This is a genomic window from Pseudomonas protegens, assembly GCF_003363755.1.
Lineage (GTDB): Bacteria > Pseudomonadota > Gammaproteobacteria > Pseudomonadales > Pseudomonadaceae > Aquipseudomonas > Aquipseudomonas danubii.
The window spans coordinates 3,695,073-3,714,227 of the sequence record NZ_CP031396.1; the positions used below are offsets into that span (position 1 = coordinate 3,695,073).

The following is a 19,155-nucleotide window of genomic DNA, read 5'->3' on the forward strand; positions in this document are numbered from 1 at the left end:
AGGTATCGCACCGCTCGAATCAACATATCGTTATTCGCTAACGGTATTTAAAATCGCTTTCTTATATCTATAAAGTCGACTCCCTGCGTACCTGCCGACCAATCGGCGCGCCGCACGAAATGAACCCACACGGGATCTCCGTGAGTTTCTGATCGACGCGCGCGCCCTGGGCGCGCCTGCGCGGGAGTTTTAAGTCATGTCTGCATCAGCCAGTGCCGCGCCCATCGCTGCACAAGCCTTCGAAATCCGTCCCTTCAGCGGCGCCGTGGGCGCCGAGATTATCGGCCTGGACCTGTCCCGGCCGGTCAACGACCAGGACTTCGCCCGCATCCACCGCGCCCATCTGGATCACCACGTGGTGGTGTTCCGCGACCAGCGCATCAGCCCCCAACAACAGATCGCCTTCAGCCGCCGCTTCGGCGTGCTGCAGATCCATGTGCTCAAGCAGTTCCTGCTGGCCGGTCACCCGGAAATCCTCATCGTTTCCAACATCATCGAGAACGGCCAGTCCATTGGCCTGGGGGATGCCGGCAAGTTCTGGCACTCGGACCTGTCCTACAAGGAACTGCCGAGCCTGGGCTCGATGCTGCACGCCCAGGAATTGCCGGCCGAAGGTGGCGACACCCTGTTCGCCGACATGCACACAGCCTGGGACACCCTGCCCGAGGCACTGCGCAAGGCGGTGCAGGGCCGCAGCGCCGCGCATTCCTACACGGCCCGCTACAGCGAGACCAAGTTCGAGGGCAACTGGCGCCCGACCCTGACCCCGGAGCAACTGGCCCAGGTCGCCGAGGTGGTGCACCCCATCGTCCGCACCCACCCGGAAAACGGCCGCAAGGCATTGTTCGTCAGCGAGGGGTTCACCACCCGCATCGTCGGCCTGCCGGAAGACGAAAGCGCCCAATTGCTGGCCGAGCTGTACGCCCACAGCGTGCTGCCGGAAAACATCTACCGCCATCAATGGCAGCCCCACGATCTGGTGTTCTGGGACAACCGCTCGCTGATCCACCTGGCCGCCGGTTGCCCGAGCCATCTGCGCCGCAAGCTGTATCGCACCACCATCCAGGGCGACGCCCCTTACTGATCGCCAGGCACGGCAGGAGAATCATCATGTCCTTATCCATTCCCTTCATTCCCCGCCTCGGCAAACTGGCCACGGCCATCGGCCTGGGTTTCAGTCTGCTGGCCGGCAGCCTGGTGGCTCCCTCGGCGGCCCATGCCGAAGGCGAGATCCGCATCGCCGAACAGTTCGGCATCGTCTATTTGCTGCTCAACGTAGTGCGTGACCAGAACCTGATTGAAAAGTACGGCAAGCAAGAGGGCATCGACATCAAGGTCGACTGGACCCAGCTGTCCGGCGGCGCAGCGGTCAACGACGCGTTGCTGTCGGGCTCCATCGACATTGCCGGAGCCGGCGTCGGCCCGCTGTTGACCATCTGGGACCGCACCCATGGCCGGCAGAACGTCAAGGCCGTGGCGTCCTTGGGCAACTTCCCTTACTACCTGGTGAGCAACAATCCCCAGGTCAAGACCATCGCCGACTTCACCGAGAAGGACCGCATCGCGGTGCCGGCGGTGGGCGTCTCGGTGCAGTCGCGCTTCCTGCAATACGCCGCGGCCAAGCAATGGGGCGACCAGGAATTCAATCGCCTGGATAAGTACACCATCGCCGTGCCGCACCCGGACGCCACCGCCGCGCTGATTGCCGGCGGCACCGAGCTGACCGGGCACTTCTCCAACCCGCCGTTCCAGGATCAGGCCTTGGAGAACCCCAATGTGCACGTGGTGCTCAACACCTACGACCTGCTGGGCCCGAACTCGCCAACGGTGCTGTTTGCCACCGAAAAATTCCGCAACGACAACCCCAAGACCTACAAGGCCTTCGTCGAAGCCCTGGCTGAAGCGGCCGAGTTCGCCCAGAACGACAAAGGCGCGGCCGCCGACACTTACATCCGTGTGACCAAGGCCAAGATCGACCGCGCCGCGCTGCTGAAGATCATCGACAACCCGCAGTTCGAATTCAGCGTGACGCCGAAAAACACCTACCCGCTGGCGGAGTTCCTGCACCGCGTCGGCGCCATCAAGAACAAGCCGCAGTCGTGGAAGGACTACTTCTTCCAGGACGCCAAACCGCTGCAAGGGAGCTGACAGTCATGAACGCCCCCTTGCCAGGCCACACGGCCAGCAACCCCACGGCCATCACCGAAGCCCTGTTGGCGGTGGATCAAGTCAGCCTGGAATACCGCACCCCGCAGCGCGTGGTGCGGGCCACCCACCAGGTGAGTTTCGAAATTGATCCGGCCGATCGTTTTGTCCTGCTGGGGCCTTCGGGCTGCGGCAAGTCGACCCTGCTCAAGGCGGTGGCCGGGTTCATCCAGCCTTGCGAGGGCGAGATTCGTCTGCAGGGGCGGCCCGTCAGTCAGCCTGGGCCGGATCGCATCGTGGTGTTCCAGGAGTTCGACCAGCTGCCGCCCTGGAAAACCGTGAAGCAGAACGTGATGTTTCCCCTGCTGGCGTCGAAAACCCTCGGCCGCCGCGAGGCCGAAGAGCGTGCCCTGCACTATCTGGCCAAGGTCGGCTTGGCGGCTTTCGCCGATGCCTATCCACACACCTTGTCCGGTGGCATGAAGGCTCGGGTGGCGATTGCCCGGGCCTTGGCCATGCAGCCGAAGATCCTGCTGATGGACGAGCCCTTCGCGGCCCTCGACGCCCTGACCCGGCGCAAGATGCAGGAGGAGTTGCTGCTGCTCTGGGAGGAGGTGCGCTTCACCTTGCTGTTCGTCACCCACTCCATCGAGGAGGCGCTGGTGGTGGGCAATCGCATCCTTTTGCTGTCGCCGCATCCGGGGCGGGTGCGGGCGGAAGTCCACAGCCACCAGTACGACCTGCAAAGCCTTGGCGGCGTGGCTTTCCAGCAGACGGCACAGCGTATTCATCGCTTGCTGTTCGATGAAGGCCAGGGGCCTGACACCGAAACCGAGCTGGATTTCGCCGATATCCGTATCGCCTATTGAGCCGTCAGGCCACCGTTGAACGAGGAACGCCCGATGAGCCAGTCATCCCCCGTGCGCGAAGAATACGAAGTTGTCCTGCAACCCTTGCTGCAAGTCCCGCTGGAACGAGAGCTGCCCCTGGGCCAGCGACTCTGGCAACAGGGCTGGCTGCGCAAGGGCCTGATCCTGATCCTTTTGGCGCTGCTGTGGGAGGCCGTGGCCCACTACCAGAATAACGACCTGCTGCTGCCCAGCTTTGTGCAAACCGCCAGCGCCCTGTACCAGGGCCTGCTCAGCGGCGAATTGCTGGGCAAGGTGGGCATTTCCCTGGTGGTGCTGCTCAAGGGCTACCTGATCGGTATCGTCCTGGCGTTTGCCCTGACCACCCTGGCGGTGTCGACCCAGTTCGGCCGCGACCTGCTGAGTACCCTGACCTCGATGTTCAACCCGTTGCCGGCCATTGCCCTGTTGCCCCTGGCGCTGCTGTGGTTCGGCCTGGGGCAGAACAGCCTGATTTTCGTGCTGGTGCATTCGGTGCTCTGGGCCCTGGCCCTGAACACTTACGCCGGGTTTCTCGGCGTCTCGGAAACCCTGCGCATGGCCGGGCGCAACTACGGCCTCAAGGGCCTGCGCCTGGTGCTGTTCATCCTGATCCCGGCGGCGCTGCCGTCGATCCTGGCCGGGCTGAAGATTGGCTGGGCCTTCGCCTGGCGCACCTTGATCGCTGCTGAGTTGGTGTTTGGCGCCACCAGCGGCAAGGGCGGCCTGGGCTGGTACATCTTCCAGAACCGCAACGAGCTGTACACCGACAAGGTCTTTGCCGGGCTGGCGGTGGTGATCCTTATCGGCCTGTTGGTGGAGAACCTGATCTTCGACACCCTGGAGCGCATCACGGTGAAACGTTGGGGCATGCAACGCTGAGCTACCTCGTCCGCCAGCCCCCCCCGACTGTAGGAGCTGGCTTGCCAGCGAAGGCGTCCTCAAGGGCGAGGCAAGGTTTTGAAGGCCCATTCGCCGGCAAGCCGGCTCCTACGCGGGTAGTGGGTTCACGGGTAAGGATTGATCTCTCTCATTTTCCTCGGCGCCAAGCCTGCTAGCATTGCGTCTGGATCATCCCTGATCAGTCATGAGTGCTTGGTATGCAACTCCCGGATATGAACCTTCTGGTCGCCCTCGATGCCCTGCTGGATGAGGGCAGCGTAGTCGGCGCCGCACGACGCATGAACCTCAGCCCAGCGGCGATGAGCCGGACCCTGACGCGGATTCGCGAAGCCCTGGGCGACCCGGTGCTGGTGCGTGCCGGGCGTGGCCTGGTGCCCACCCCCAAGGCCCTGGAGCTGCGCAGCCAGGTGCGTGATCTGGTGGAGCAGGCGGCGCTGCTGTTTCGCTCGGCGGACCAGGTCGACCTGTTGTCGTTGCGGCGGCGCTTCAATGTACGCGCCAACGACTTTTTCGTCGGCGTCTATGGCGGTCGCCTCATCGACACCCTGGAGCGTCAGGCGCCTTTGTGCGAGCTGCGCTTCGTGCCGGAAGGCGATGGCGATGACGAGGCCCTGCGGGAGGGGCGGATCGACCTGCGGATCAGCAACACCCGGCCCCTGACCCCGGAAGTGAAGGTGCAGAACCTGTTCACCACGGCCTTTGTCGGCCTGGTGCGTGAAGGCCACCCATTGTTGGACGAAGACATCACCGCCGAGCGTTTTGCCGCGTTTCCCCATATCAGCATGTCGCGTCGAGGCATTGCCCGTGGGCCGATCGATACGGCGCTGGCGGAGCTGGGCCTGGAGCGTCGAGTGCCGCTGATTGCCCCGGGCTTTCACGCCGCCATGTTCATGCTGCCGGATTCGGACCTGATCCTGCCGGTGCCCCAGGAAACATTGCTCAGCGTCTCGCGCCTGGGCCTGCGTCTGCGCTCCTTTGTCCTGCCGATTTCCCTGCCGACCCTGGTCCTGACCCAGGCCTGGCACCCCCGCTACGACAAGGACCCGGCGCACAAATGGTTCCGCGAAACCCTGCGCAGCTCCTGCCAGGCCACCTGGCAAGAAGCCCAGCCGACCTCCTCGTAGGCGCCGGCTTGCCGGCGGAAGCGGTCTTGATGGCCTCTTCGCTGGCAAACCAGCTCCTACGGTCAATAGGTTTAATTGTTGCGTCTGGTGCACTTATAAAGTGTCAATAAGTCAGTTTTCGTCAGTGCTGGCTGTTCATAAACTGCTCTGGTTTTCTTGTCTGGAGCAGTATTTCCATGAGTTCTCTCGCTGTCGCTGCGCCCGCTTCGGTTGAAGCCGCCAGCAAGCCGGCAGCCATTGCCCCACCGGTCTTCGGACCGCGAATCATCATCGGCCTGGTGGGTGTGCTGCTGGCGGTGCTGGTTTCCGGTCTCAACGACATGGTGACCAAGATCGCCCTGGCGGATATCCGCGGCGCGTTGTTCATCGGCTTCGACGAAGGCACCTGGCTGGTGGCTTGCTACTCCGCCACCTCGGTGGCGGCCATGGCTTTCGCGCCCTGGTGCTCGGTGACCTTTTCCCTGCGGCGTTTCACCCTCTGCGCCATTGCGCTGTTCACCCTGCTGGCGGTGCTGTGCCCCTTCGCCCCCAACTACCAGAGCCTGTTGCTGCTGCGCACTCTGCAAGGCCTGGCCGGGGGCGCGCTGCCGCCGATGCTGATGACCGTGGCCCTGCGCTTCCTGCCGGCCAACGTCAAGCTCTACGGCTTGGCCGGCTATGCCCTGACTGCCACCTTCGGCCCGAGCCTGGGCACGCCCCTGGCGGCACTGTGGACCGAGTACGTGGGCTGGCGCTGGGCCTTCTGGCAGGTGGTGGCGCCCTGTCTGCTGGCCATGGCGGCGGTGGCTTACGGCCTGCCTCAGGACCCGTTGCGTCTGGAGCGTTGCAAGCAGTTCAACTGGCGTGGGCTGCTGTTGGGCTTCCCGGCGATCTGCATGCTGGTGATCGGCATTCTTCAGGGCAATCGCCTGGACTGGTTCGAGTCGCCGCTGATCAGTGTGCTGCTGGTCGGCGGGCTGGTGTTGCTGGTGCTGTTCATGATCAACGAATGGTCGCAGCCGATTCCCTTCTTCAAGCTGCAGATGCTCGGCATCCGCAACCTGTCCTTCGCCTTGCTGACCCTGGCCGGGGTGCTGGTGGTATTGACCGCAGTGATCATCATCCCGTCGGCCTACCTGGCTCAGGTCCAGGGCTATCGACCGTTGCAGACCGCGCCGGTGATGCTGGTGATGGCCTTGCCGCAACTGCTGGCCCTGCCCCTGGTGGCGGCCCTGTGCAACCTGCGCTGGGTCGACTGCCGCTGGGTGCTGGGGATCGGTCTGGGCATGCTGGTGCTGTCTTGCCTGGGGGGCACGCACCTGACCTCGGCCTGGATTCGTGACGATTTCTATGGGCTGCAATTGCTGCAGGTCTTCGGCCAGCCGATGGCGGTGCTGCCGTTGCTGATGCTGTCCACCGGCAGCATCACGCCGGTGGAGGGGCCCTTTGCTTCGGCCTGGTTCAACACCGTGAAAGGCCTGGCGGCGGTGATCGCCACCGGGGTGCTGGATGTGCTCACCACCCACCGTTTGCATTTCCACTCGACGATGCTGGTGGACAGCCTGGGCAATTCGCCCCTGGTGGACGACCGGGTGCCCGGGCTGGCTCAGCGCCTGCACCAGCAAGCCGTGGTGCTGACTTCCGCCGATCTGTATTTCTGCATGGCAGGGGTGGCCGCTGCGCTGATCCTGCTGATTTTCTGGCTGCCGACGCGGATCTATCCACCGCGGGCGCCCACTTGAACGAGAAGGTTTTTATGACGATCCAGAGCAAAGACAAAATCGCCGTCGCCGTGGCGACGGTAGCGGCCCTTGGCGTGCTGGCCTATCTGGTGATGCCGGGCCTGTTCGGCCGCTCCAGCGAGCAGAGCACCAACGACGCCTTCATCGCCGCCGACTACACCCTGGTGGCGCCGCGGGTGGCCGGGTTCATCAAGGAAGTGCTGGTGGAGGACAACCAGCAGGTCAAGGCCGGTCAACTGCTGGCGCTGATCGATGACCGTGACCTGCGGGCCGCGGCCCAGGCGGCGGATGCCGAAACCCTGGTGGCCCAGGCCCAGTTGCAGAACGCCCGGGCCACCCTGGACCGGCAGGGTTCGGTGATTGCCCAGGCCCAGGCGGCCCTGGGAGCGGCCCGGGCCGAAATGGCCTTTGCCGAGCACGAACTCAATCGCTACAACCACCTGGCAGGGGTCGGCGCCGGCACGGTGCAGAACGCCCAGCAGGCCAAGACCCGCATCGACCAGGCCAGTGCCCGGCTGGCCACGGCCACTGCGGCCCTGGCGGCGGAGCGCAAGCAGGTGGAGATCCTCACTGCCCAGCGTGATGCGGCCGAAGGCGGCCTGAAGCGGGCCCAGGCAGCCCTGGAAATGGCCAGCTACGAGCTGTCCTACACGCGCATCGTCGCCCCGGTGGACGGCATGGTCGGCGAGCGCGCGGTACGGGTTGGCGCCTATGTCACTCCCGGCAGCAAGATCCTCGCCGTGGTGCCCTTGCAGCAAGCCTATGTGCTGGCCAACTTCCAGGAAACCCAGCTCACCGCGATGCACGCCGGGCAGGCGGTCGAAGTCCGGGTCGACAGCCTGGGCGGCGAAACCCTGCATGGCCGCGTCGAGAGTCTGGCCCCGGCTACCGGCGTGACCTTCGCCGCAGTCAAGCCGGACAACGCCACCGGCAACTTCACCAAGGTGGTGCAGCGCATCCCGGTGAAGATTCTCCTGGACCCCAACCAGCCCATGGCCGAGCGCCTGCGGGTCGGCATGTCGGTGGAAGCCAGCGTGGACACCCACAGCTCCACCACCCGTGCCCGCGAGGTGACCCAGCGATGAGTATCGAGCGGCAGATCCAAGAGAGTTCGTTGCCAAGGCGCCTTTCGTGGCGCCCTGCATTGCTGGTGCTGAGCCTGCTGGCGCTGGGCGCCTGCAGCGTCGGCGCGGATTTCCAGCGGCCCCAGGCGACTCAGGTCCAGGCCTGGTCGGCCCCTGCACAGGCTGCCACCAGCCAGGCGGTGGACAGTGCCATGCAGGAGCGCTGGTGGGAGGTGTTCAACGATCCACAACTGTCGGCCCTGAGTCGCCGCGCCCTGAGCGACAACCTCGACCTGCAACTGGCCAGCAGTCGTTTGCAGCAGAGCCGGGCGGCGCGCCAGGTGATCACCGCCGAGCGCTACCCGAGCACGGCGGCCAATGGCGGCTACGGGCGCAAGCGCAACACTGGCGAAGGCTTGAGCGACCCCTCGGGGAACAACGGCAAGTCAGCCTTCAATCTCTGGGAAGCGGGTTTTTCCGCTGCCTGGGAGCTGGATCTGTGGGGCCGGGTCCGGCGTGAGACCGAGGCCGCCGACGCGACCCTGGAAGTGGCGGAGAACGACCGGCGCGGGGTGCTGCTGTCGGTGCTGGCGGAGGTCGCTCAGGACTACATCCAACTGCGTGGCGTGCAGAGCACCCGAGCCGTTACCGAGCAGAACCTCGAGGTTGCCCGGCACAGTCTGAAACTCTCGCAACTGCGCCTGGCCGATGGCGTGGCCACTGACCTGGATGTGGCCGAAGCGGCGGCCCAGGTCGCGACCATCGAGGCCCGGCTGCCGGAGTTGCAGCAGCGTCAGGCACAGTTGATCAACGCCCTGAGCCTGCTGCTGGGCGAGCCGCCCCAGGCCCTGCATCAGGTGTTGGCCAGTGACGTGCCGGTGCCCCAACCCCCGAGCCAAGTGGCCATCGGCCTGCCGTCGCAGCTGGCCGAACGCCGCCCCGATATCCGCCAGGCCGAGGCACGGCTGCATGCCGCGACGGCCAGCATCGGCGTGGCCAAGGGGGATTTCTATCCGCGCATTACCTTGTCCGGCAACTTCGGTTCCCAGGCCCTGCAATTGGCAGATTTTGGTTCCTGGAGCTCCCGCCAGTTCGGCATCGGCCCGCAGTTCAGCCTGCCGCTGTTCGACGGTGGTCGTTTGCGCGGCATGCTCCAGTTGCGCGAGGCCCAGCAGCAGGAAGCGGCCCTGGCCTATCAGCAGACCGTGCTGCGGGCCTGGCACGAAATCGACGACCAGTTGAACCGCTACAACGCCAGCCAGCTGCGCCGCGACAGCCTGGCCGAAGCGGTGCGGCAAAATCAGATCGCCTTGCGTACCGCGCAGCAGCAATACGTCGAAGGAGTGGTGGATTTCGTCAACGTCCTGACCGTGCAGGGCGCCTTGCTGGCCACCCAGGAGCAACTGGTGGAAAGCTCGGCGGGGGTGTCCCTGTCCATGGTCGGTTTGTACAAGGCGCTGGGGGGAGGCTGGGAGTCGGTGTATCCGCTGCACGCCGCCAGTCAGGGGCACTGAAAGCCTTTTTGCCTGGATTGAGAAAAAAGTGTAATGATAATTGCTCTCAATCATGTGTGCAGTTTCATTCATGGAAGCAACCACTGACGGTAACGCCCAGCTCCATCGTCTGTATCGAGATCATCACGGTTGGCTGCAGAGCTGGTTGCGCAAGCGCCTGGGCGATCGCGAGCATGCGGCGGACGTGGCGCAGGACACTTTCCTGCGCCTGTTGCTGTCGGGGCGCTTTCCCGGGCAGCAGGAAAGCCGCAGTTACCTGGCGCAGATCGCGCGCAATCTGGTGATCGACCAGTGGCGCCGGTTGCGCATCGAGCGCGCCTACCTGGAAAGCATCGCCCACCTGCCGGAACCCCAGACGCCCTCCCTGGAAAGCCGCGCACTGATCCTCGAAACCCTGATGCAGATCGACGCCATGCTCGATCGCATGCCGGACAAGGTGCGCCAGGCCTTTGTCATGTCGCAGTTCGAAGGGCTGGGTTATGCCCAGATTGCCGAGCGCCTGGAGGTTTCTGTCAGTTCGGTGCAGAAGTACATGATCCGTGCGATCCAGGCTTGCTATCAGGTGCTTTACGAAGAATGAAGGCGCATCAGGCACCCATTGCTCCCGCCATCGTCGAGCAGGCCAGTGAGTGGCTGATGCTGCATTGGGGCGGGGAGCTCGATGCGCAGCAACGCGAGGCGTTCGTGGCCTGGCAACAGGCTGACTCCGAACACCAGCGGGCCTGGCAGCGCTTGCAGCAACTGCAACAAACCCTGGGCGGAGTGCCGGAGCACAGTGCCCATGTGCTGCTGGCGCAGGCCCCGGACCCGCAACGACGTGCGGCGCTGAAACTGTTGGGCTTGCTGTTGGTGGCCGGGGGCAGCGGTTACCTGGTCCAGGACAGCCAGCCTTGGCGGGCGGCCTTTGCCGGGCAGCGTACGGCCACCGGAGAAATTCGCCACCTGACCCTGAGCGACGGCAGTCGCCTGGACCTCAACAGCGCCAGCGCCGTCGACCTGCTGTTCAGTGCCAGTGAGCGGCGCATCCGTCTGATCCAGGGCGAGCTCCTGCTCACCAGCGGGCATGATGCTTCGCGGCCGCTGATCGTCGAAACCGCCGCCGGAGACATCCAGGCCCTGGGCACGCGCTTTGCCGTGCGCGAGCTGGAGGGCGGCACCCGGGTCGATCTCTACGAAGGTGCGCTGCGGGTCAGTCCCCGGCATGCCCCGGCCCTGCAACTCAATGCCGGCGAGCGCCTGTGGTTCAGCGCCGGGCGGGTTTCGGCGCGGCAAGTGGCCGAGGTCAATGCCAGCAGCTGGAGCCAGGGCCGGCTGATTGCCGAACGCCAGCCCCTGGGGCAGTTCGTCACCGAGCTGGCGCGTTATCGCCCGGGGCTGTTGCGTTGTGACGAGCAGGTGGCCGGCCTGTTGCTCACCGGGGTCTTCCCCCTGGCGGACAGCGATGCGGTACTCGCGGCCCTGGAACGTTCGCTGCCGGTGCGGGCGCACGCGGTGACCCGCTACTGGGTGACCCTCAAGCCGCGGGACTGATTGCAAATAATTCTTCTGCGCGATTGTCGATTCTGCCGAGCTGTCCGGGATACCCCATGAAAGCCGATCAAGACGCATTCTCATGGGGAGTTCAGGAATGCCTTACCAGACCACAGCATCCATTTTGACCCTGGGCACCGCTGCCCGCCGCCGCGCCTTTGTCGCGCTGCTGGCCATGGCCCCGGTGTTGCCGGGCCTGGCCCAGGCCGACAGCGGCAGCCAGAGCCAGGCGCGGGACTACCAGATTGCCGCCGGCAATCTCGATCAGGTCCTGAATCGTTTTGCCAGTGCCGCGGGGATTCTCCTGTCGGTGGATGCGAGCATGACGGCCGGCAAGCACAGTGCCGGCCTGCATGGGCGCTACGAGGTCGCACAGGGCCTGCAGACGTTGCTCGCTGGCAGTGGTTTGCAGGCGGTGCAGACCGGGGCTAGTTGGGGCCTGCAACCTTTGGCCGAGAACGGCGCGCTGCAACTGGCGCCGACTCGGATCGGCGCCACGCAGATGACCGAGTACGCCTGGGGCGCGGTGCCGGGGATCGTCGCCAAACGCAGCGCCACCGGGAGCAAGACCGACTCGGCGCTGGTGGAGATTCCGCAGACCATCAACGTGATCGGCGCCAAGGAAATCAAGGCCCGCGGCGCCCAAAGCGTGACCGAAGCGCTGCTCTACACCCCGGGCATGACCGGCGGTGGTTTTTCCGACCGGGTGAAGATTTTCGACGAACCCACCTCCCGCGGTTTTTCCCCGACGCCGATGTACCTCGATGGCCTGCACTTGCCCTACGGCGGCGGCAGTACCGGCGGTGCCCTGCAGATCGAGCCCTATGCCCTGGAGCGCATCGAAGTGCTCAAGGGCCCGGCTTCGGTGCTCTACGGGCAAAACCAGCCGGGCGGCATCGTCAACATGGTCAGCAAGCGGCCCACCGAAACCCCCTTGCATCAGTTGGTACTGGAAGCCGGCAGCTATGACCACAAGAGCGTCGCCCTGGACCTGGGCGGCCCGCTGGATGAGCAGGGGCAGTTCCTCTATCGTCTGACCGGGCTGGCCAGCGACAGCCAGGACGCCGTCGATTACGTTCAGCGTCAGCGCCAGTTCATCGCCCCGAGCCTGACTTGGCGGCCCGATGACGACACCCAGCTGACGCTGTTCGCCCAGTATCAGAAAGACAATGACGTACCCGAGGCCCAGGGCCTGCCCAGCGTGGGCACGGTGTTCGCCAACCCCAATGGCAAGATCGACCGCGACCTGTTCCTCGGCGAGCCCGGGGTCAATGCCTACGACCGCGACCAGTTCGTCCTCGGCTACGAGTTCTCCCATCGCCTGAACGATGTCTGGACCCTGAAGCAGAACGCCCGCTACGCCGACGTCGATGACCGCTACCGCGCGCCGCTGCACGGCTACAAGTTCGTCAGCAATCCCAAGACCGGCCTCAACGACCAGCGCTACATGACCCGCTACGGGGTGGACTGGAAGCAGCACAACAAGGTCTATGGCGTGGATAGCATCGCCCAGGCCGAGTTCGACACCGGGCCCTTCAGCCATACCTTGGTGATGGGGCTGGACTACTACCACTTCAATTCAAAATTCGACGGCAAGTACGACTTCAACCCGCCGATCCTCGACATGTTCACCCCCACTTACGGCCAGTCGCTGAATTTCGGCAATCCTTACCAGTGGGACAACACCATCATCCAGACCGGCCTGTATGTGCAGGACCAGATCAAGTACGAGCAGTGGGTGCTGGTGCTGGGCGGTCGCAACGACTGGGCGGAAACCGATAACAAGACGCCGCTCAACGGTGGTCATACCAACGCCAAGAGCCAGTCCTTCACCGGTCGCGGCGGGCTGGTGTACCTGTTCGACAATGGCCTGGCGCCCTTTGTCAGTTATTCGGAATCCTTCCTGCCCTTGAGTGGCACCAGCGTCGGGGGCAGCGCTTTCAAGCCGTCCAGCGGCAAGCAGTACGAAGTGGGGATGAAATACCAGCCGCCGGGCCAGGAGAGTTTCGTCCAGGTGTCGGCCTACCAGCTGGATCAGGAGAACATCCTGACCTCCGACCTGGCCAACCCCGGGTTCAGCATCCAGAGTGGCGCGGTGCGTTCCCGTGGCATCGAGCTGGAAGCCAAGGCCAGCCTCAGCGAATCGCTGGACGTGATTGCCTCGGCGTCACGCAACGACATCAAGTACACCAAGGACAACGACGGGCGCGAAGGGCGTCACCCGGCCGGCATGCCGCCGCTGACCGCCTCGCTGTGGCTCAACTACACGATCCTTGGCGACACGCCGCTGGCGGGCCTGGGCGCAGGCGTCGGCACCCGCTACGTCAAGGGCAGCTATGGCACCGATTACGACGGCGCCTTCCAGATCCCGTCCTACACCGTGTACGACGCCAGCCTGAGCTACGACCTGGAAAAATCACCGCTGCAATGGAAGGGCGTGAAGCTGGCGCTGAACGTGAAGAACCTCACCGACAAGACCTACGTCGCCAACTGCACCAGCATCTGGGACTGCTACTACGGTGAGGGGCGGACCATGGTCTCGAGTTTGACCTATGACTGGTAAGGGTCCATCAGGCTGATGAGCTGGAGCGTTGTGCGCTTTTGGTTTTTGCCGGCGCAGGCTTGCCAGCAAAGGTGTCCGCCAGACCGCCTTGCTCTCAAGGATTCTGCAAAAACACCACATAGCCCCTGAACCAGGGGCTATCGCGCAGCGCCTGGGGCTCCTGCCAGTCACCGCCCTGGATCAGGCCGACCTTGTAGGGCAGGCCCATGCGGTCCAGGCGCGGCAGGTAGCTGGCGTAGTTGGGGATGCTGCGGCGGCCCTGGTAGGTCTGCACCACCACTTCATCCACGACGCCCTTGAGCTGGCCGATGGCTTGCGGATCGGCGTTGCTGCCCCAGTCCATCAGGCCGGTGATGCTCAGGCGGTAGTGCGCCGGCAGGCGCTGGCGCAGGTCGCGCAGGAAACTCGCGTAGCCTTCGAGGTCGCGGGTGCTGCTGTCGAAATCGATCTGGATGCCCATCACCGGCGTGCCCGTGGCTTGCCAGCGCTGCACCTGGCCAAGCAACTGGCGATACAGCGACTCCGGCCAGGCCAGGGTATGGGCGCGATAGACCACCCAGACCTGTTCCTGGGGCAACTGCGACACCGGCAGGCCCTGGGCGATGAGCTCGACACCGCGTCCGGGATGGCGCCGCGAGCGACTGATCTGCCCCTGGAGGATGTATAGGCTCTTGGCCTGGGCCAGCACGGGCTGGGTCTTGACTCCACTCCACAGCCAGAAGGCGTCGTATTGCGCCGCGTCTACGGTGGCGCCTGCCGGTGCTGCCCAGTACAGGCACAGTGACAGCAGGCAGCCGGCCAGGCGTTTTGGATTCACCAGTAGTAACGCAGCGACTGGCCCCATTGGGTGTCCCCCAACTTGCCCTTGAGCTGGCGGAACCAGGCCTTGCGCACGGCCGGCTCGACGCCGGCGCCGCCACAACGGTTGTTGCCGGAGGAGGCGTAGCAGTAGATGGCCCGGTACAGGGCGTAGGCGCGTTCGTCACGGCTGGCCTTGGGGTTGTTGATCACCACTTGATAGCCGTCGAGTCGCGAGAACGGCTTGCCGGGGAAGGTGTCCTGGGTGCCGCCCAGGGACTGGGCGTTGGGTGGCGTGTCCAGGGGCATCTGGTCGAAGTTGTTCAGGCGCATGAACTCCCCGAGGCAGAGCAGCCCGGCCGGCGCTTTCGGGTCACGCTCAAGGAGCGCGGCAGTCTCCACCAGGCTCGGGCAGCGGTAGTCGGGGGTTTGCGCTTCGGGCTGTGCGCCATTCCAGTGGAAATCCTGCAATGGCGTGGTACTGAGGTAGATGTAGCCCAGGCTGGCGGGAAGACTGGCGTCGGGCAGGGTGGGCGGCAGTTGCTCGTAGTCCTGGCCGAAGGCCGCGTACTGGCCGCGGGTCAGGTCCTTGTACAGCAGGATAAAGCGCGCGGCGTTGCGCTCTTCTGCCGAGTCGGCCTTCTGCGCCTGTTGGCGCAGCAGTTTGGGCGAGGCCACCTGGCGCAGGAGAATGGCGCGCACCTGGGCGGTCTTGATCGGCGAGTCGGCGGCGAACACCTTGTCCAGTTGGCCGCTGCGCTCGTAGGTGTAGGCCAGGGCCAGTTCCAGCTGTTCGCGTTGCAGCGGTTGCTGGGCCAGGGGCAGCAATTGCAGCCACAGCGCCTCGGCGCCTTTCCAGTCCTGTTGGGCCTGCATTGCCAGGCCACGCAGGGTCTGCTGGCTGAAGCTCAGGTAGTCCAGGTGCGCTGGCAACTGGCTGGGCAGTTGCTTGAGCGCCGTGGCCGGTTGCTGCTCGACATACAGGCTGAAGGCGGCCTGCAGATAATCGAACAGTGCCGGTTGCCCTTCGAACAGGGCTTTTTGCTGTTGCAGGGTGTCGCGGGTCAATGCCGCCGGCGTGGCGCCGCGCATGTGCATCAGGTCCTTGACCGCCAGCAGCAGCGGGGCCTTGAAGTTGTCTTCGGGCAGGCTCAGCAGTTTGTAGTCGACTTCTTCCACCAGGTCGTCCAGACGCATGTTGCGCGGGGTGCCCGGCGCCTGGGTCAGTTGCCGGGCGTAGTCGTCGGCCAGGGCCGGGGTGTCGCCCGTCAGCCAGTGCACACGCCGGATCAGGCCTTTGGCGGACACGGCGTAACGGCCCTGTGGATAAGCCTTCAGGTAGGCCTCGAAACCGGCGCCGGCCTGTTGCAGGACGGCTTTGTCCACATGCTCCAGATTGACCATGCTCCATTCATCGAAGGCGTTCTGCTGGGCCAGGTTGAGGGTGGTGCGCGGGCTCATGTAGGCCGCGGTTTCGGCCAGCCAGGGCTGGGGATTGTCCTTGAGCGCGGCAAAACCGTTGCCGGCTTCGCTGAAGCGGCCGCTGTAGAAGTCGGCGGCGGCCTGCAGGTAGCTGGCGAACGCCTTGGCCGTTGTCGAGTTCAGGTTGCCTGGCAGCAGCTTGCTCATTTCGCTGGCGTTCCAGCTGCAGCTGGCCAGCAGTTGCACCCGGGCTTCGGCCAGGGCCTGGCGTTCTTCCGGGCTCAGTGGCGCCTGGTTGAGCTGCTCGACAAAGGCCAGGGCGCTGGCGTCCGAGTTGCTGCGGCAGCGGCTGCCTTCTCCGGAGAGAAAGCCGTCCCCGGCGGTTTCCTTGCTGTCGCGACGCAGGCCCACGGCCTCCAGCAGGCTGTCGAGCTGCTCGGTGGCGGGCGAGGGGCCGGGCTTGGGTGGGTTGCCCGTGTCAGGGTCGAGTTCGGGCTGCGCCGGGTGCAGGCGATAGTGCATGAAGGGCACGGGACCGTAGCCCATGCCCAGGTCATCCTGGGTCAAGGCCCTGGGAGTCAGAGGCAGACTGCCCTGGTCGGCCAGCAGCAGCCGCAGGTTGACCCGGCTGTCGTTGCCCGGGCTGAGAAAGGGCAGGTTGCTGCAGGCGTCCAGCTGGTTGGAGTAGAGCTTCCAGCTCGGTGAGCAGATGTCGTCCGAGCTGGCCTGGGCCAGGGCGGCAAACAAGGTGCCCAGGGCCAGGGTCAATGATGGAAGAAGACCGATACGCATGAATTGTCCTTAATTCGCAAAGCCGCGAGGGAGCACCTTGAAGATGGGCGAATCATACAGAAGGCCTGGAGGCACACCTATGCAGCCAGCGAAGATTCCGATGTTTTGCAACGGCTGTCGGGCCTGTCTGGGCTTTGCGGTTTTCCAGGCAAAAGAAGATGCTGTGCCGGTCATTGCAGCCACGTCATGCGGGTGAGGGGAGCTGGGAATGGAATTTCGCAAAGCGCCGGATCTGGTCGGGCGTTTGTCGCCGCAGGCGATGATGCAGCAGGGCGCTGGGCTGCAGCGGCTGGCCCGGCGGGTGCTGGAATACGGGTTGCTGCCGATCTTTCTGCTGGCCGCCGGCATCCGCTTCTATGACCTGACGGCGGCCGCCATCTGGGGCGACGAGGGTTCCAGTCTGTTGCTCAGCCAGTATTCCCTGATGGAGATCTGGCGGCATGCCGCTCGCGATGTCCACCCGCCGCTGTATTTCATGCTGCTGCATGGCTGGATCGCACTGTTTGGCGACGGCATTTTGTCGGTGCGAATGTTCAGCGCCGTGCCGGGGATTGTCACGGTGGGGTTGGGTGTCTGGCTGGTGGCGCTGCTGGCAGGCCGACGAGCGGCGATTCTCGCCGGGGTGCTCCTGGCGTTGCTGCCCACCGCCGTGCGCTACAGCCAGGAAGTGCGCATGTATGCCCTGTTGGGCATGTTGCTGCTGGGGGCGACCCTGGCCCTGGCGTACTGGGTACGCCAGCCTCGGCGCCGGCGCTACCTGCTGGTCTACAGCCTGTTGTTGGCGCTGGCGTTCTACACCCATTACTTCACGGTGCTCTGTGTTCTGGCCCATTGGCTGTACCTGGGGCTATCGGGCGCCCGGGGCGAGGACGGTCGGCGGTTGCTTGGGCGGCCGGTCTGGTGGCTGGCCAATGCCCTGGTGGTGCTGTTGTACCTGCCCTGGGTTCCCGAGCTGCTGGAGCTGCTGCGGCACCTGGACGAGTTGAAGGCCGGCGGCGATGTGGGCTGGGAACCTGCGGTGACCTGGTCGTCCCTGCCGGCCATGGTCTGGCAGCTGTTGCTCCAGGACGAAGGCGATAGCCTGCCCTGGCCGCTGTTCGTGGGGTTGCCGCTACTGGTGTTGCTGGTCTGTCTGGTGCCCGTTTGGCGTGACGACTCGCGGACCCGGCTGGGCGGGCTGCTGACGAGTTTTACCCTGGTGCCGCTGTTGCTGGTGTTTGCGGTGTCGTTCATTTCCCCGGTGTTCATCGAACGCTACCTGACGGCCTATGCCCTGGGCCTGCCGTTGATCGTGGCAATGGTCATCGACCGCTGGCTGCGCACCGCGCGACTGCTGGCCCTGGCCCTGTTGCTGGTCTTCGTGGGGATCGAAGCCCAGGGGCTGCGAAACAACACCGATGTCGACGTCAACGACCAGATCAGCGTGATGGTGGATTACGTCAACACCCACTACGCCCCGGGCGACCGCATCGTCATCAGCGACATGCTCTGGTACTTGAGCTACGTCTACTACAACCGCACCGATGCTCAGCCGTTGCTGTATACGCCACCGTTGTCGGGGGGCGCCTCCGGCAGGCCGAACGCCTATGGTTTCGGCACCCTGATCGACCAGCCGGATGAGGTCTACCTGGATCAACTGGGCTCGTTGCCAGTGGGCAGCGGCCGGGTCTGGCTGGTGGGTACCGACGATCCGTCCGAGGAGTTCACGCCCTTGCCGGCCGGCTGGCACACAGTCAGCGAGTTCGCTGCAGGCAGCACCCGGGCCCGACTGTTTGTCATGTGCGCCTCTGTGGCAGCGCGTTGCAGCTCGCGCTGAGTGCGTTGAATGCCGTTCGGAAGTTGCGCGGTGCGGCAACCCTGGCCCGACCTAGACTCATTTGAGGGAACGTCAACCTGCCGCCTCGAACCGGTTTCGGGGCACCGAGGTGCATCATGCGTATGGCAAGAACCGTGCAACGCAGCCTGGAGCTGGCGCATTGCGAATTTGACCTGATAACTCACCCTCACTCGGCCAGCAGCCTGGAGACCGCACGCGTGGCGGGGGTTCCCGCGCAGCGGCTGGCCAAGTCGGTGATTCTCGACGATCACCACGGTCACTACCTGATGGCGGTATTGCCCGCCAGCCGGCATCTGGATTTGAGCAAGGTCCGCGGCAGCGGTGAATGGCAGATCACCCGGGAAAGCACCCTGGCCCATCTGTTCAACGACTGCGAGCGCGGCGCGGTACCGGCTCTTGGCGAATCCTACGGCCTGGATGTCGTCATCGACCCCTGCCTGACCCGGCAGAAAGACATCTATCTGGAGGCCGGCAATCACCACAACCTGGTGCACATGAGCATGGCCCAGTACCTGAAAATGGTGCCCCACGCCCAGGTTTGCGAAGTGTCTCACTGATCAGGAGTCAGACCATGGAATCACCGACCCACAATCTGCCGGCGCTGTTCAAGCAACTGGGGCTGGCCGATGACCCGGTGAGCATTGATCGATTCATCGCTACCCATTCCCCGCTGAAACCGGAGTTGCACCTGGCGGACGCGTTCTTCTGGAGCAAGAGCCAGGCGGATTTCCTGCGCACGGAACTGCTCGACGACGCGGACTGGGCCGAGGTGGTGGATCAGTTGGATGTGTTGTTGAGGAAGGGGCGAGGGGGCTGATGAGCTGCAGTTGTTGATGTGGACTATTTAGACCAGAA

Annotated in this window: 16 protein-coding genes; 14 read left to right on the plus strand and 2 right to left on the minus strand. The window is 64.6% G+C overall.

Going from position 1 to position 19,155, the window contains the following annotated elements; all coding sequences use genetic code 11:
• Window positions 1-196 precede the first annotated feature (196 nt).
• The 11 genes from DWF74_RS16670 to DWF74_RS16720 all read left to right on the plus strand — a co-directional run bounded on the left by DWF74_RS16670 (window position 197) and on the right by DWF74_RS16720 (window position 13,451).
• Window positions 197-1,084 (plus strand): TauD/TfdA dioxygenase family protein, encoded by an 888-nt coding sequence (locus DWF74_RS16670; protein ID WP_102862545.1) that lies wholly within the window; start codon window positions 197-199, stop codon window positions 1,082-1,084.
• 26 nt (window positions 1,085-1,110) lie between these two features.
• Window positions 1,111-2,148, plus strand: a complete 1,038-nt coding sequence (locus DWF74_RS16675; protein WP_115581324.1) for an ABC transporter substrate-binding protein — start codon at window positions 1,111-1,113, stop codon at window positions 2,146-2,148.
• A 5-nt stretch (window positions 2,149-2,153) separates the two neighbouring features.
• Complete coding sequence (locus DWF74_RS16680; protein ID WP_115581325.1) at window positions 2,154-3,014, plus strand: ABC transporter ATP-binding protein; 861 nt, start codon at window positions 2,154-2,156, stop codon at window positions 3,012-3,014.
• A 33-nt stretch (window positions 3,015-3,047) separates the two neighbouring features.
• Window positions 3,048-3,914: an ABC transporter permease gene (locus tag DWF74_RS16685; protein ID WP_115581326.1), complete on the plus strand. Its 867-nt coding sequence runs from the start codon at window positions 3,048-3,050 to the stop codon at window positions 3,912-3,914.
• Between the two features lie 218 nt (window positions 3,915-4,132).
• On the plus strand, window positions 4,133-5,059 hold the full coding sequence (locus DWF74_RS16690) for a LysR family transcriptional regulator (protein WP_102862548.1): 927 nt from the start codon (window positions 4,133-4,135) through the stop codon (window positions 5,057-5,059).
• 176 nt (window positions 5,060-5,235) lie between these two features.
• Complete coding sequence (locus DWF74_RS16695; protein ID WP_115581327.1) at window positions 5,236-6,780, plus strand: MFS transporter; 1,545 nt, start codon at window positions 5,236-5,238, stop codon at window positions 6,778-6,780.
• 14 nt (window positions 6,781-6,794) lie between these two features.
• Window positions 6,795-7,865, plus strand: a complete 1,071-nt coding sequence (locus DWF74_RS16700; protein WP_102862550.1) for an HlyD family secretion protein — start codon at window positions 6,795-6,797, stop codon at window positions 7,863-7,865.
• Entirely contained in the window at window positions 7,862-9,358 is a 1,497-nt protein-coding gene (locus tag DWF74_RS16705; protein ID WP_240321942.1) for an efflux transporter outer membrane subunit, read from the plus strand. The genes DWF74_RS16700 and DWF74_RS16705 overlap by 4 nt, the downstream gene beginning before the upstream one ends.
• Before the next feature lie 70 nt (window positions 9,359-9,428).
• A complete protein-coding gene (locus tag DWF74_RS16710) occupies window positions 9,429-9,938 on the plus strand; it encodes a sigma-70 family RNA polymerase sigma factor (RefSeq protein WP_102862551.1) in 510 nt (169 codons plus the stop codon).
• Entirely contained in the window at window positions 9,935-10,888 is a 954-nt protein-coding gene (locus DWF74_RS16715; protein WP_102862552.1) for a FecR domain-containing protein, read from the plus strand. The genes DWF74_RS16710 and DWF74_RS16715 overlap by 4 nt, the downstream gene beginning before the upstream one ends.
• 97 nt (window positions 10,889-10,985) lie before the next feature.
• Window positions 10,986-13,451: a TonB-dependent siderophore receptor gene (locus DWF74_RS16720; protein WP_115581328.1), complete on the plus strand. Its 2,466-nt coding sequence runs from the start codon at window positions 10,986-10,988 to the stop codon at window positions 13,449-13,451.
• Window positions 13,452-13,545: 94 nt separating this feature from the next.
• Here DWF74_RS16720 and DWF74_RS16725 read toward each other — a convergent pair whose 3' ends face one another.
• Together DWF74_RS16725 and DWF74_RS16730 are read right to left on the minus strand one after the other, a co-directional pair.
• Window positions 13,546-14,295 carry a DUF3142 domain-containing protein gene (locus tag DWF74_RS16725; RefSeq protein ID WP_115581329.1) on the minus strand — a complete coding sequence of 250 codons (750 nt, stop codon included), beginning with the start codon at window positions 14,293-14,295 and terminating at the stop codon, window positions 13,546-13,548.
• Window positions 14,265-16,463: an outer membrane assembly lipoprotein YfiO gene (locus DWF74_RS16730; RefSeq protein ID WP_115581330.1), complete on the minus strand. Its 2,199-nt coding sequence runs from the start codon at window positions 16,461-16,463 to the stop codon at window positions 14,265-14,267. The genes DWF74_RS16725 and DWF74_RS16730 overlap by 31 nt, the downstream gene beginning before the upstream one ends.
• 208 nt (window positions 16,464-16,671) lie before the next feature.
• Here DWF74_RS16730 and DWF74_RS16735 point away from each other — a divergent pair, with 208 nt between their 5' ends.
• The 3 genes from DWF74_RS16735 (at window position 16,672) to DWF74_RS16745 (ending at window position 19,117) form a co-directional block, all read left to right on the plus strand.
• Window positions 16,672-18,279 (plus strand): glycosyltransferase family 39 protein, encoded by a 1,608-nt coding sequence (locus tag DWF74_RS16735; RefSeq protein WP_115581331.1) that lies wholly within the window; start codon window positions 16,672-16,674, stop codon window positions 18,277-18,279.
• 116 nt (window positions 18,280-18,395) lie between these two features.
• Window positions 18,396-18,857 (plus strand): aminoacyl-tRNA deacylase, encoded by a 462-nt coding sequence (locus DWF74_RS16740; protein ID WP_102862557.1) that lies wholly within the window; start codon window positions 18,396-18,398, stop codon window positions 18,855-18,857.
• 14 nt (window positions 18,858-18,871) lie between these two features.
• Window positions 18,872-19,117, plus strand: coding sequence for a DUF2789 domain-containing protein (locus tag DWF74_RS16745; protein WP_102862558.1), 246 nt, complete (start codon window positions 18,872-18,874; stop codon window positions 19,115-19,117).
• Window positions 19,118-19,155 lie beyond the last annotated feature (38 nt).

Bases quoted from the DNA above. Each gene is read 5' to 3' on its own strand.
- DWF74_RS16670 (WP_102862545.1), top strand. From the start codon at position 197: ATGTCTGCATCAGCCAGTGCCGCGCCCATCGCTGCACAAGCCTTCGAA.
- DWF74_RS16675 (WP_115581324.1), top strand. From the start codon at position 1,111: ATGTCCTTATCCATTCCCTTCATTCCCCGCCTCGGCAAACTGGCCACG.
- DWF74_RS16680 (WP_115581325.1), top strand. From the start codon at position 2,154: ATGAACGCCCCCTTGCCAGGCCACACGGCCAGCAACCCCACGGCCATC.
- DWF74_RS16685 (WP_115581326.1), top strand. From the start codon at position 3,048: ATGAGCCAGTCATCCCCCGTGCGCGAAGAATACGAAGTTGTCCTGCAA.
- DWF74_RS16690 (WP_102862548.1), top strand. From the start codon at position 4,133: ATGCAACTCCCGGATATGAACCTTCTGGTCGCCCTCGATGCCCTGCTG.
- DWF74_RS16695 (WP_115581327.1), top strand. From the start codon at position 5,236: ATGAGTTCTCTCGCTGTCGCTGCGCCCGCTTCGGTTGAAGCCGCCAGC.
- DWF74_RS16700 (WP_102862550.1), top strand. From the start codon at position 6,795: ATGACGATCCAGAGCAAAGACAAAATCGCCGTCGCCGTGGCGACGGTA.
- DWF74_RS16705 (WP_240321942.1), top strand. From the start codon at position 7,862: ATGAGTATCGAGCGGCAGATCCAAGAGAGTTCGTTGCCAAGGCGCCTT.
- DWF74_RS16710 (WP_102862551.1), top strand. From the start codon at position 9,429: ATGGAAGCAACCACTGACGGTAACGCCCAGCTCCATCGTCTGTATCGA.
- DWF74_RS16715 (WP_102862552.1), top strand. From the start codon at position 9,935: ATGAAGGCGCATCAGGCACCCATTGCTCCCGCCATCGTCGAGCAGGCC.
- DWF74_RS16720 (WP_115581328.1), top strand. From the start codon at position 10,986: ATGCCTTACCAGACCACAGCATCCATTTTGACCCTGGGCACCGCTGCC.
- DWF74_RS16725 (WP_115581329.1), bottom strand. From the start codon at position 14,295: ATGGGGCCAGTCGCTGCGTTACTACTGGTGAATCCAAAACGCCTGGCC.
- DWF74_RS16730 (WP_115581330.1), bottom strand. From the start codon at position 16,463: ATGCGTATCGGTCTTCTTCCATCATTGACCCTGGCCCTGGGCACCTTG.
- DWF74_RS16735 (WP_115581331.1), top strand. From the start codon at position 16,672: ATGGAATTTCGCAAAGCGCCGGATCTGGTCGGGCGTTTGTCGCCGCAG.
- DWF74_RS16740 (WP_102862557.1), top strand. From the start codon at position 18,396: ATGCGTATGGCAAGAACCGTGCAACGCAGCCTGGAGCTGGCGCATTGC.
- DWF74_RS16745 (WP_102862558.1), top strand. From the start codon at position 18,872: ATGGAATCACCGACCCACAATCTGCCGGCGCTGTTCAAGCAACTGGGG.